The sequence below is a fragment of the Kitasatospora sp. NPDC001660 genome, from assembly GCF_053596725.1.
On sequence record NZ_JBSFGU010000009.1, the window covers coordinates 115,211 to 127,222 of the forward strand.

Sequence of the window (12,012 nt, forward strand, 5' to 3'; positions counted from 1 at the left end):
GGGACTGGAATGATCACCAACCTGCTGGTCGCCAACCGCGGCGAGATCGCCCGTCGGGTCTTCCGCACCTGCCGCGCGCTCGGCATCGCGACCACCGCCGTCCACTCCGACCCGGACGCGCACGCCCCGCACGTCCGCGAGGCCGACGCCGCCGTCCGGCTGCCCGGCGCCGCGCCCGCCGACACCTACCTGCGCGGAGACCTGGTCGTCCGGGCCGCGCTCGACGCGGGCGCCGACGCCGTCCACCCCGGGTACGGATTCCTGTCCGAGAACGCCGAGTTCGCACAGGCGGTGCTCGACGCGGGCCTCACGTGGATCGGGCCGCCGCCGGCCGCGATCGCCGCGATGGGCTCCAAGACGGCCGCCAAGCGGCTGATGGCGCAGGCCGGCGTGCCCGTCCTCGACGCCCTGGCCGATCCCACCGAGGCCGACCTGCCGCTCCTGGTCAAGGCGGCGGCGGGCGGCGGCGGGCGCGGCATGCGGGTCGTCCGCTCGCTCAAGGACCTCCCGGACGAACTGGCCGCAGCCCGTGCCGAGGCCGCCAAGGCCTTCGGCTCCGCCGAGGTGTTCTGCGAGCGCTACCTGCCCACCGGCCGCCACGTCGAGGTCCAGTTGCTGGCCGACGCGCACGGCACGGTCTGGGCGGTCGGCGACCGCGACTGCTCGCTGCAACGGCGGCACCAGAAGGTGATCGAGGAGGCTCCGGCACCCGGGATCCCCGATGACGTGCGCGCCGCGCTGCACGAGGCGGCCGTCACCGCCGCCCGCACGATCGGCTACGTCGGCGCGGGCACCGCCGAGTTCCTCCTCGCCGGGGACGGCCGTTTCCACTTCCTGGAGATGAACACCCGCCTCCAGGTCGAGCACCCGGTCACCGAGGCCGTCACCGGACTCGACCTGGTCGCGCTCCAACTCGCCGTCGCCGAAGGCGAGAAGCTGCCCGCGACGCCCCCGCCGGCCAACGGCTGCGCGATCGAGGCCCGCCTCTACGCCGAGGACCCGGCGCACGACCACCGGCCCGCCACCGGCACCCTGCACCACTTCGAACTCACCGTCCCGCACGAGGAGTTCAGCGGCACCCTGCGCCTCGACTCCGGCGTCGAGGGCGGCAGCACCATCACCCCGCACTACGACGCGATGCTCGCCAAGGTGATCGCCTGGGCCCCGACCCGCCCGGCCGCCGCCCGCCGCCTGGCCGACGCGCTCGCCCGCGCCCGCCTCCACGGGCCCACCACCAACCGGGAGCTGCTCGTCCGCGCGCTGCGCCACCCGGCGTTCCGAACCGGCCTCCTGCACACCGGCTTCCTCGCCGAACACGCGGCCGACCTCACCGCCCCGGACGACAAGGGCGCCGCCCGCGCGGCCCTGGCCGCCGCCCTCGCGGACACCGCCGCGCGCCGCACCCCGCTGCCGTCCGGCTGGCGCAACCTGCCGTCCCAGCCGCAGGTCAAGCGCTACAGCACCGCGGACGGAGGCGAGTTGGAGGTCCGCTACCGCCTCACCAGGGACGGCCTGCGGGCCGACGACCACCCGGACACGTCCCTCGTCGAGCACGAGCCGGACGCCGTCACCCTGCGCCACGGCACCATCCGCCGCACCTACCGCGTCGCCCGCTACGGCGACGACATCTTCGTCGAGACCTCCGGCGGCTCGACCACCCTCACCGCCGTCCCCCGCTTCCCCGACCCCACCGCACACATCGACGTGGGCGCCCTGCTCGCCCCGATGCCCGGCACCGTCATCCGCACTGTCGCCGCCGTCGGCGACACCGTCACCGCCGGACAGCCGCTGCTGTTCCTGGAGGCGATGAAGATGGAGCACCGCGTCACCGCCCCCGTCGACGGCACGCTCGTCGAACTCCGCGCCACCCCCGGCCGGCAGGTCGAACTCGGCACCCTGCTCGCCGTCGTCAAATCCGCCCGAGAGGCCTGAGGAAGGACCCCGCATGTCCGCCATCGGCAGTCAGCTCCTCGAAACCCCCGAACGCCGGGCCCTGCGCCGGGCCGTCGGCGACCTCGGCCGCCGCTACGGCTCCGCGTACTACCTCGCCAAGGCCCGCGCCGGCGAACCCGCCGACGAACTGTGGGCCGAGGCCGGCAAGGCCGGCTACCTGGGCGTCAACCTGCCCGCCGAGTACGGCGGCGGGGGCGGCGGCATCACCGACCTCGCCATCGTCCTGGAGGAACTCGGCACCGCCGGTTGCCCGTTGCTGCTGCTCATCGTCTCCCCGGCGATCTGCGGCACGGTCATAGCCCGCTACGGCACCGACGAGCAGAAGAGCCGCTGGCTGCCCGGGCTGGCCGACGGCACCCGCAGGATGGCCTTCGGCATCACCGAGCCGGACGCCGGCTCCAACTCCCACCGGATCTCCACCGTCGCCCGCCGCGACGGCGAGGACTGGCTGCTCACCGGCCGCAAGGTGTTCGTCTCCGGCATCGACCACTCGGACGACGTGCTGTTCGTCGCCCGCACGGAAGACGCGCGCACCGGCCGGCTCAAGCCCTGCCTGTTCGTCGTCCCGCGCGACACCCCCGGCTTCGAGTACCGGGCGATCCCGATGGAACTCGTCGCTCCCGAGAAGCAGTTCCAGGTCTTCCTGGACGACGTCCGGCTGCCCGCCGACGCGCTGGTCGGCGACGAGGACGCGGGTCTGCTCCAGCTCTTCGCCGGCCTCAACCCCGAGCGCATCCTCACCGCCGCGTTCTCGCTCGGCCTCGCCCGCCAGGCCCTCGGCAAGGCCGTCGAGTACGCGAGGACGAGGACGGTCTGGTCGACCCCGATCGGCGCCCACCAGGGCCTGGCCCACCCGCTGGCCCAGTGCGCGGTGGAGATCGAGCTGGCCCGGCTGATGACCCAGAAGGCCGGGCTGCTCTACGACGCGGGCGAGGACCTCGCCGCCGGCGAGGCCGCCAACATGGCCAAGTACGCGGCCGGCGAGGCCGCCGCCCGCACGGTCGACCAGGCGGTGCAGACGCTCGGCGGCAACGGCCTCACCCAGGAGTACGGGCTGGGCGCGCTGCTCGCCGCCACCCGGGTCGGCCGGGTCGCGCCGGTCAGCCGCGAGATGGTGCTCAACTTCGTCGCCCAGCACACCCTCGGCCTGCCGAAGTCGTACTGACGCGGGCTCACCTGACACCGGTCAGGTGGGCGAAGACCACCGTGTTGGACTCGTACCCGGTCTTGTGGTCGAACCTCCCGCCGCACGTGATCACCCGCAGCTCGGCCCGGTCGGTGGCGCCGTACACCAGGGCGTCCGGGAAGTCCTTCTTCGGGAACACCCGGACGGAGTCGATCGTGAACACCGCCGTGCGCCGGTCCTTGCGGGCCACCTCGACCGTGTCGCCCGGGTGCAGCAGCCCGAGCCGGTAGAACACGGCCGGCCCGGTGCGGCTGTCCGCGTGCCCGACGGTGATCGCGTTGCCGGCCGCCCCCGGAGTGGTGCCGTCCCGGTACCAGCCGGCCAGGTTGCGCTGCTCCATCGGCGGGGTGTTCAGCTGCTGGGAGGCGTCGAGCCCGAGGCCGACGACCGGGGCGTCGACCTTGATCGCGGGGATCCGGATCCTGGTCGGCACCGAGGCGGGCAGCGGCGGGTGGGCGGGCACCGGCGAGGGCGCGGCGTGCGGCGACCGGCCGGGACCGGTCGCCGGCCCGGCCGCGGACGGCGCCGGGGCCGGCAGCGGCGGCCCGTCCCGGCCGTCGGTGCCGTCGTGGACGAGCCAGATGCCGCCCGCCGTGAGCGCCAGGGCGACGACCCCGGCCGTGAGCGGGCCGGGGCCGCCGCGCGGCGCGCGGAAGGGGCGGTCAGGACTCGGCATTGGTCCCGGGGCGGCGGCGCATCGCGCGGATGGTGATGCCGCCGGCGCCGACGAGCAGTGCGACGCCGCCGATCACCTCGGCGGTGTCGGCCCCGGAGGTGCCGCCGCCACCGGTGTTGACGCCGCCGTGCGGCGGGCCGCTGGGGGAGTGGCTGTGCGACGGGCTGTGGGATGTGTCGGACGACGGGGAGTGGCTGTGCGACGGGCGGTGGGATTCGTCGGACGACAGGGACGGACGGTGGGATTCGTCGGACGACACGGACGGACGGTGGGAATCGTCGGACGACAGGGTGGGACCGGGTGACGGGCTGTGGGAGCCACTGGGCGAGGGCGATGAGGTCGCGCACGACACGTCGAAGACCTTCTGCCTCGCCGCCCCGTTCTCACCCGCGAACGTCCATTCGAGCTTGTAGTGCCCGTCCGGCAGGGTGAAGTTGCCCGTGGTCCCGGTGCCGTTGGTGAGTGTGATCGACCCGGCGCGCACCTGGGCGGTGCCGGCCGGCAGCTGCCGCTCGATCGTCCAGCTCACCTGCGGGACGGTGCCGAAGTTGGAGGCGTCCAGATGGAACACGCAGACTTTGGACTCGTCCCGCTGCTCGCTGACCGCGGCCGAGCTGTCGTGGATCTTGATGTCGCCGCTGTCGCCGGGCGCGGCCAGCGCGAGCGGGGCGAGCGTCGCGCTGCCGAGGGTGAGTGCGGCGGCAGCGGTGGTGACGGCGAGCAGGCGGCGGGCGGTCGGCAGGGGAAGGGAGGTGCTTCTCACGGTAGGGGTGCTCCAGGATCCGGGGCCGCTCCCGGGGGCGGGCGGCCGTGGTGCACACCGTCCGACCGGGCGCCCCCCGGCGGCAACTGTGCCACGCGCGCTCCGCCCTTCGTTCCCCACAATGGCCCAGCTTCCCTCTGCTGTCCGTATGCTCCTGAACGCGCCCCGGGCCGGCCCCGCCCCGAGACCCTTCGCCGGCCCCCCGGATCCACCTCAACTTCCTTAGCGGAGGCTTACCTTGGTGTACCTCAGTGACTTCCCCGACGTGCCGGTGGTCGACCTCCCGATCCACGACGCGGTGCTCGGCGGCGCGGCGCGGTACGGCGACCGGCCGGCCCTGATCGACGGCGTCAGCGGACGGACCGTCAGCCACGCCGAACTCGCCGCGTCCGTGCTCAGGGTCGCCGCCGGGCTGGCCGACGCGGGCGTGCGCAAGGGCGACGTGGTGGCGCTGTTCAGCCCCAACACGATCGCCTACCCGACGGCCTTCTACGGCGCGACCCGGGCAGGGGCCACCGTCACCACCGTCTCCTCCCTCGCGACCCCGAACGAACTCGCCGGCCAGCTGCGCGACAGCGGCGCCCGCTGGCTCGTCACCGTCTCCCCCTTCCTGCCCACCGCTGGGAAGGCCGCCGAGCTGCTCGCCGCCGAGGGCCGCCCGCTGGCCGAGATCGTCGTGCTGGACGGCGCCGAGGGCCACCGCTCGCTCGCCGACCTGCTCGGCTCCACCGCCCCGGTGCCCGAGGTGGCGATCGACCCCGGCGAGGACGTCGCCGTACTGCCGTACTCCAGCGGCACCACCGGCCTGCCCAAGGGCGTCATGCTCACCCACCGCTCGATCGCCACCAACCTCGCCCAGGTCGACGCCCTCTACCGCCCCTCGCCGGGCGAACGCGTGCTCGCCGTCCTGCCGTTCTTCCACATCTACGGCCTGGCCGCGCTGCTCAACCAGCCGCTGCGCTGCGGCGCCACGGTCGTCGTGCTGCCCCGCTTCGACCTGGAGCAGTTCTGTCGCGCGATCGAGGAGCACAAGGTCCAGGCGCTCATCGTGGCCCCGCCGATCGCGCTCGCCCTCGCCAAACACCCGCTGGTGGAACGCTTCGACCTGTCCTCCGTCGCGTACATGCTCTGCGCCGCCGCCCCGCTCGACACCGAGCTCGCCACCGCCTGCGCCCGCCGCCTCGGCCTGCCGCACCTCCTCCAGGGCTACGGCATGACCGAGCTGTCCCCGGTCACCCACGTCGTCTCGCCGCACGACACCGACCCCTCGCCCGGGGCGGTCGGCCGGATGGTCCCCTCCACCGAGCTGCGGGTCACCGCCCTGGACGGCACCCGGACGGACCTCGGGCCCGGCGAGTCCGGCGAACTGCTCATCCGCGGCCCGCAGGTGATGAAGGGCTACTTCGGCCGCCCCTCCGACACCGCCGCCGTGATCGACGACGAGGGCTGGCTGCACACCGGCGACATCGGCTACGTCGACCACCGCGGCTACCTGCACATCGTCGACCGGGTCAAGGAGCTGATCAAGTACAAGGGCTACCAGGTCGCCCCCGCCGAGCTGGAGGCCGTCCTGCTCAGCCACCCGCAGATCGCCGACGCCGCCGTCATCGGCGTGCCGGACGCCGACGGCACCGAGTGCCCCAAGGCCTTCGTCGTCCGCGTCCCCGGCAGCGGGCTCGGCGCCGACGACGTCACCTCCTTCGTCGCCGCCCGGGTCGCCCCCTACAAGAAGGTCCGCGCGGTCGAGTTCGTCGAGGCCGTCCCCAAGTCGGCCGCCGGCAAGATCCTCCGCCGCGAACTGCGCGCCCGCGAGGCGGCCCGCTGAGCGAGCCCGTCGACGGGAGCCCGGCGACGGGCCCGCCAGGGCGCATCTGTGAGGATCGACCCGCCGAGCCCCCACCGGAACAGGAACCGTCAGCACCCATGACCAGCCACCCCGCCGCCCGCACCCCCCAGCAGGACCGCAGCCGCGCCACCCGCGCAAGGCTGCTCGCGGCGGCCGTGGACTGCCTGGCCGAACGCGGCTGGCACGGCTCCACCGTCGCCGTGGTCGCCGAGCGCGCCGGGGTCTCCCGGGGCGCCGCCCAGCACCACTTCCCGACCCGCGAGGACCTGTTCACCGCGGCCGTCGAGCACGTCACCGCCGAGCGGCTGGCGGCCGTCCGCGCCAACGCGGACGAGCTGCCGGCCGCCGGCCCCGACCGCACCGGGGCAGTCGTCGACATGATCGTCCGCCTCTACACCGGCCCGCTGTTCCGCGCCGCCCTCCACCTGTGGACGGCCGCCGCCACCGAGGAGCCGCTGCGCGAGCGGATCATCGCCCTGGAGGGCCACGTCGGCCGCGAGGCCCACCGGGCCGCCGTCGAGTTCCTGGACGCCGACGAGAGCCACCCCGGCGTGCGCGAATCCGTGCAGGCCACCCTGGACCTCGCCCGCGGCCTCGGCCTCGCCAATCTGCTCACGGACGACAGCGTCCGACGAACCGGAGTGATCCGGCAGTGGGCGGGCCTCCTGGAGAGTACGCTGCGCCCGGTACGCCCATGACGCCCGTACGACCGGAGCGACCGGAACGGCCCCCTCCAAGGGGTCGCCGGGCGGCCGATGTCCGTGCAGTCTGGAGAAGAATCCCGGCCGGCACGGACCGCGAGGCCCACCCGGCCGGGCACGAGCCGAACCGGGGTGCTGCCTGATCATGCACGGACACGAGTGGGACGCGACCGACGCCGCCGGCCCCGTACCGGACGCCACCCCCGCACGTCCCGAGGGCCACCGGCTGGTCCCGCTCGCCACGGTCCTGCTCCAGGGCGACGGCCTGATCCTGCACTGGAGCGACGACGCCGAGGCCCTGCTCGGCTACACCGCCGACGAGGCCATCGGCAGCTACGCCGCCCGGCTGCTCACCAACGAGACCGACCGCGCCGACGTGCTCGCGATCTTCCGGCGGATCATGGCCGGCACCGACACCTCCTTCGTCTTCCCGGTCCTCCACCGCGACGGCCACCGGGTCGAGCTGGAGTTCCGCACCTACCCCATCGCCGGCCCGGCCGGCACCCTCCTGCTGCTCGCCACCGCCTCCGACACCGGGGCCATCCACGAGATCGAGGCCGACCTCGCCGTCCTCGACGGCATCTTCGGCCGCTCGCCGATCGGCATGGCCGTGTACGACTCCCAGCTGCGCTTCGTCCGGATCAACGAGGCACTCGCCCGGATGAACGGCGTCTCCGCCGCCGGCCACCTCGGCCGCCGGATATCCGCCGTGCTGCCCGGCATCAACACCGCCGAGATCGAGCAGATCATGAGACAGGTGCTCAGGACCGGCAAGCCCGTCGTGGACGCCCGCTCGCACGGCCGCGTCCCGGGGGACCCGCGGCGCGACCACGCGTGGTCCGCCTCCTACTTCCGGCTGGAGGACTCCACCGGCAAGGTCTTCGGCGTCGCCTCCTCGATCATCGACGTCACCGAGCGCTTCCAGGCCGAGGCCCGCGCCGCCCGCGCGCAGGAACGTCTCGCCACCATCGCCGAGGCCACCGCCCGCATCGGCACCACACTCGACCTCCAGCGCACCGCCGAGGAGCTGATCGAGGCCGTCGTCCCCCGCTTCGCCGACTTCGCCACCGTCGACCTCCTGGAGCCGGTGCTGCGCGGCGCCGAGCCCACCGCCATCCCCGCCGACCGCCCCATCATCCTGCGGGCCGTCGCCGTCGGAGAGTCCTACGAATCCGGCCTCGCGCACGCCGTGGACGCCGTCGGCGAGACCTCCGAGTACGCCCCCCACCGCAGCTACACCCAGTGCCTGCGCAGCGGGAGGCCGCTGCTGCGCGCCCACGTGGACGACGAGGTGCTGCGCGGCCTGGTCGCGAGCGAGGAGCGCGTGGCCCCCGGCATCGCGGCGGGCATCCACTCGTACCTGATGGTGCCGATCTCGGCCCGCGGCATGGTCCTCGGCGGCTCCGAGTTCATCCGGATGCGCAACCCCGAGCCGTTCACCGACGCCGACGTCGCCCTCGCCGAGGAGCTCGTCGCCCGCACCGCGCTGGCGCTCGACAACGCCCGGCTCTACCGGCGCGAGCGCGAGACCGCGCTCACCCTCCAGCGCAGCCTCCTGCCGCAGGAGATCCACCGCACGCTCGGCCTGGAGATCGCCTACCGCTACCTGCCCAGCAGCGTCGTCAGCGAGGTCGGCGGCGACTGGTTCGACGTCGTGCCGCTGTCCTGCGGCCGGGTGGCCCTGGTGGTCGGCGACGTGATGGGCCACGGCATCCGGGCCGCCGCCACGATGGGCCAGCTGCGCACCGTCGCCCGCACCCTCGCCACCCTCGACATGCCGCCCGAGCAGGTCCTCACCCGGCTGGACGAGACCGCCCACGGAATCGGCGAGGGCCAGTTCGCCACCTGCATCTGCGCGGTCTACGACCCGCTGGAGCACACCGTCCAGGTCGCCTCGGCCGGCCACCTGCCGCCCGTGTGGGTCGGCCCCGACGGCCTCGCCCGCCGGGTCGACCTCCCGCCCGGCGTGCCGCTCGGCGTCGGCGGGGTGGCCTTCGAGTCGATCGAGTTCACCATCCCCGAGGGCGGTCTGGTCGCCCTCTACACCGACGGCCTGGTCGAGCGCCGCGGTCAGGACATCGACAAGGGCATCGACCTGCTCGCCCGCACCCTCGCCGAGCCCGGCCGCACCCTGGAGCAGACCTGCGACGCCGTGCTCGGCGCCCTCGTCACCGACGGCACCGACGACGACATCGCGATGATCATCGCCCGGGTGCTGCCGCTGCCCGCCGACCGGATCGCCGTCCTCCCGCTCACCGGCGGCGGCCGCCTGCCCGGCCGGGCCCGCCGCTTCACCCGCTCGACCCTGGAACGCTGGGGTCTGACCGCGCTCGCCGACTACGCCGAGCTGCTCGTCAGCGAGCTCGTCACGAACGCCCTCCTGCACGCCGAGGCCCCGCGCCGGCTGCGGCTGTTCCGCGACCGCGTGCTCACCGTCGAGGTCTCCGACGCCGGCGGCCAGACCCCGCAGCTGCGCCCCTTCGCCGAGCAGGACGAGGGCGGGCGCGGCATGTTCCTGGTCAGCGAGCTCGCCCAGCGCTGGGGCAGCAGGCTGACCCGGGACGGCAAGGTGGTCTGGGCCGAGCTGGAGCTGCCGTTCGGTACGGGCCACTGACGGCCGCGGCCCCGCACCCTCCTCGGTGCGGGGCCGCGGACGGCTTACGCGTCCACCTTTTCGGGCGTCTGCCGGACCTCCGGCGGCTCGGACGGTTTCGACGACTCCGACGGCTCCGTCGGTTCGGCGGCCGGGGCGGAGAGCCCGCGCAGCAGGCGCCAGGCCATCACCGCGGCGCCGACCAGCAGCACGCCCGCGAGCACGCCGGCGACGTTCACGCCGTGGACGAAGGCGTGCTTCGCGCCGGCCAGCAGCGGCTCGCCGATCGCCTGCGGCAGTCCGTGCGCCGTCTCGACGGCACCGCCCAGCGACTCGCCCGCGCGGGCGGCGGCGGCAGGGTCCGTGCCCTGCGGGACGGACAGCCCGCTCGCGTAGAGCGAGCCGACCACCGAGCCGACCAGCGCTATGCCGAGCGCGGTGCCCAGCTCGTACGCGGTCTCCGACACGGCGGAGGCGGCCCCCGCCTTCTCGGCCGGCGCGGCGCTCAGCACCAGGTCGGCGCCGAGCGTGTAGGCCACACCCTCGGCCGTGCCGATCAGCAGGAACGAGGCGGCCGGCAGCAGGTAGGCGGAGTCCTGCCGGAGCCAGCCGAGCAGACCGACGCCGATGCCCATCGCCAGCAGGCAGCAGGTCAGCGCCGCCCGGGCGCCGGTGCGCCGGACCAGCTGCGCGGTCAGCAGGCCGCCGACCACCGCGCCGACGAAGGCCGGCAGTTCCGCCAGACCCGCCCGGAGCGGCTCGTAACCGCGGACCAGCTGGAGGTACTGCGAGGTCACGAAGACCACGCCGGACAGGCCGACCAGCGCGATCAGCGAGGACAGCACGGCCGCGGTGAACCGGCGGTCGCGGAACAGCCGGACGTCCAGCAGCGGGGTGTCCAGCCGCAGCTGGCGGCGGACGAAGACGGTCAGCGCGGTGGCGCCCACGAGGGCCGCGACCGGCACGTCCCAGCGCGCCACGCCGTGCGCGGCGGCCTCCTTGATCGCGTACACGACGCCGATCACACCGGCCATCGACAGGGCGACGCCCAGCACGTCCCAGCGGCCCGGCTCCGGGTCCCTGGACTCGGGCAGCAGCCAGGTGCCGAGGCCCAGCAGCAGGAGCAGCACCGGGATGTTGAGCAGGAACACCGAGCCCCACCAGAAGTGCTCCAGCAGCACGCCGCCGACCACCGGTCCGAGCGCGGCGCCCGCGGTCGCGGCGGCGCCCCAGATGCCGATCGCGGTGGCCCGCTCCCGGTCGTCCGGGAAGAGGCCGCGGATCAGCGAGAGGGTGGACGGCATGATGGTCGCCCCGGCCACGCCGAGCAGCGCGCGGGCCAGGATCAGCCAGCCGGGCCCGGGCGCGTACGCGGCGAGCAGCGAGGCGGCGCCGAACGCGGTGGAGCCGGCCAGCAGCAGCTTCTTGCGGCCGATCCGGTCGCTCAGCGAGCCCATGCTGACCAGCAGGCCGGCCAGGACGAAGGAGTAGGCGTCGCCGATCCAGAGCAGCTGCGTGCCGTCGGGCCGCAGCGTCTCGCTGATGGAGGGGATGGCGAGGGAGAGGACGGTCGCGTCAACGGCGACCAGGGTGACGGCGAGGACGAGGACGGCGAGGCCGCTCCAGCGGCGGTTCGGGTTCGTCGGGCTCGGGGCGGTACTGCTCATGGTTTATCGGTTTTCGTGCTGCGGCCCGAGGGAGGGGTGGGGGACGGGGGTCGGCGCAGGGCGCCGCCGAGGAAGAGCTCGGTGATCGAGAACGCGGCGTCGCGCGGGGCGAGCCGGCCGTCCTGGATGGCCCAGCCGACGCCGGCGACGAGGTCGAAGAAGGCCTCGCTGAGCCAGGCGGCGGACAGCTCGATGCGGAAGACGCCCTGCTGCTGGCCGAGCAGGAACAGCGCGTGCAGCCGTTCGGTCTGGCTCTCCCAGAGCTCGTTGATGTGCTCGTCGTCGTAGAGCTGGTTCTCGCCGGCCAGGAAGGCGCAGAGCATCGCGTCGGGGACGGCGACCTCGACCAGGCGGCGTACCGCGGCCTCGGCGTCGCCCTCTCCGGCGGTGGCGGTGTCCAGGGCGGCGGCGAAGCGCTGCAGGCCGAGCAGGCCGACCTCGCGGATCAGGGCCTCGCGGCCGGGGAACAGCCGGTGCAGGGTGGCACGGCTGATGCCGGCGGCGCGCGCGATCTCGTCCAGGTGGGCGGTCGGGCGGCGGGAGAGCACGCTGACGGCGGCTTCGAGGACGGTGTCGCGATCGGTGGCCATTCCCCGAGTGTAGCTCAGATGAGACGTGGATGTCTCA

At 74.4% G+C, this 12,012-nt stretch carries 9 protein-coding genes; 5 read left to right on the forward strand and 4 right to left on the reverse strand.

The genetic code is table 11. The features are described 5' to 3' along the window. Nucleotides 1-9: 9 nt before the first annotated feature. Entirely contained in the window at nucleotides 10-1,932 is a 1,923-nt protein-coding gene (locus ACWCXH_RS12910) for an ATP-binding protein (RefSeq protein ID WP_449801453.1), read from the forward strand. Nucleotides 1,933-1,945: 13 nt separating this feature from the next. Beyond that, nucleotides 1,946-3,118 carry an acyl-CoA dehydrogenase family protein gene (locus ACWCXH_RS12915; RefSeq protein ID WP_449801454.1) on the forward strand — a complete coding sequence of 391 codons (1,173 nt, stop codon included), beginning with the start codon at nucleotides 1,946-1,948 and terminating at the stop codon, nucleotides 3,116-3,118. 7 nt (nucleotides 3,119-3,125) lie between these two features. On the opposite strand, the gene ACWCXH_RS12920 is transcribed toward ACWCXH_RS12915, so the two are convergent. Beyond that, nucleotides 3,126-3,815, reverse strand: a complete 690-nt coding sequence (locus tag ACWCXH_RS12920; RefSeq protein WP_449801455.1) for a class F sortase — start codon at nucleotides 3,813-3,815, stop codon at nucleotides 3,126-3,128. Continuing rightward, complete coding sequence (locus tag ACWCXH_RS12925) at nucleotides 3,802-4,578, reverse strand: hypothetical protein (protein WP_449801456.1); 777 nt, start codon at nucleotides 4,576-4,578, stop codon at nucleotides 3,802-3,804. The genes ACWCXH_RS12920 and ACWCXH_RS12925 overlap by 14 nt, the downstream gene beginning before the upstream one ends. Before the next feature lie 238 nt (nucleotides 4,579-4,816). On the opposite strand from ACWCXH_RS12925, the gene ACWCXH_RS12930 reads away from it, so the two are divergent. The 3 genes from ACWCXH_RS12930 (at nucleotide 4,817) to ACWCXH_RS12940 (ending at nucleotide 9,739) form a co-directional block, all read left to right on the forward strand. After that, nucleotides 4,817-6,403: a 4-coumarate--CoA ligase family protein gene (locus tag ACWCXH_RS12930; protein WP_449801457.1), complete on the forward strand. Its 1,587-nt coding sequence runs from the start codon at nucleotides 4,817-4,819 to the stop codon at nucleotides 6,401-6,403. 98 nt (nucleotides 6,404-6,501) lie between these two features. Continuing rightward, nucleotides 6,502-7,122 carry a TetR/AcrR family transcriptional regulator gene (locus ACWCXH_RS12935; protein WP_449801458.1) on the forward strand — a complete coding sequence of 207 codons (621 nt, stop codon included), beginning with the start codon at nucleotides 6,502-6,504 and terminating at the stop codon, nucleotides 7,120-7,122. A 148-nt stretch (nucleotides 7,123-7,270) separates the two neighbouring features. After that, nucleotides 7,271-9,739: a SpoIIE family protein phosphatase gene (locus ACWCXH_RS12940; protein ID WP_449801459.1), complete on the forward strand. Its 2,469-nt coding sequence runs from the start codon at nucleotides 7,271-7,273 to the stop codon at nucleotides 9,737-9,739. 44 nt (nucleotides 9,740-9,783) lie between these two features. Here ACWCXH_RS12940 and ACWCXH_RS12945 read toward each other — a convergent pair whose 3' ends face one another. Next, nucleotides 9,784-11,385, reverse strand: a complete 1,602-nt coding sequence (locus tag ACWCXH_RS12945; protein WP_449801460.1) for an MFS transporter — start codon at nucleotides 11,383-11,385, stop codon at nucleotides 9,784-9,786. Beyond that, nucleotides 11,382-11,975: a TetR/AcrR family transcriptional regulator gene (locus ACWCXH_RS12950; protein WP_449801461.1), complete on the reverse strand. Its 594-nt coding sequence runs from the start codon at nucleotides 11,973-11,975 to the stop codon at nucleotides 11,382-11,384. Before ACWCXH_RS12950 ends, ACWCXH_RS12945 begins: the two co-directional genes overlap by 4 nt. Nucleotides 11,976-12,012 lie beyond the last annotated feature (37 nt).